Here is a 277-nt window from a genome sequence, read left to right as displayed (position 1 = left end):
ACTATTCATCGACACTGCATTTGCTGGCCCTTTCTTATGCTGGTCAAAAACATCCGGAGTGCCTATGAAAAAACTATTCATAGCAGCTCTACTGGCCTCAACAGCCGCTGCAGGATTCTACTTATTCTCTGACGATGTAAAAACAGGACTGGGCGTTGAAGAGGCGACTTCGGCGGACCGAAATTTGCCGGTTGCCAACTCTCGAACTATAGGGACACAATCAAAGCAGTCCAATATCACAACAGGTGATCAGCCTGAGGTTGATGAAAGTGCCCTG

At 47.7% G+C, this 277-nt stretch carries 1 protein-coding gene; it reads left to right on the top strand.

What is annotated here, in order from left to right; genetic code table 11:
• Positions 1-64: 64 nt before the first annotated feature.
• Positions 65-277: hypothetical protein (locus HBA93_RS20980; protein ID WP_221724556.1), on the top strand; the 213-nt coding region annotated here is incomplete at its 3' end.

The organism is Ochrobactrum sp. SFR4, assembly GCF_019730395.1.
Classification (GTDB): domain Bacteria; phylum Pseudomonadota; class Alphaproteobacteria; order Rhizobiales; family Rhizobiaceae; genus Pseudochrobactrum.
Note: the sequence above shows the minus strand (reverse complement) of the source record. Positions and strands in the feature narration are given on the sequence as shown.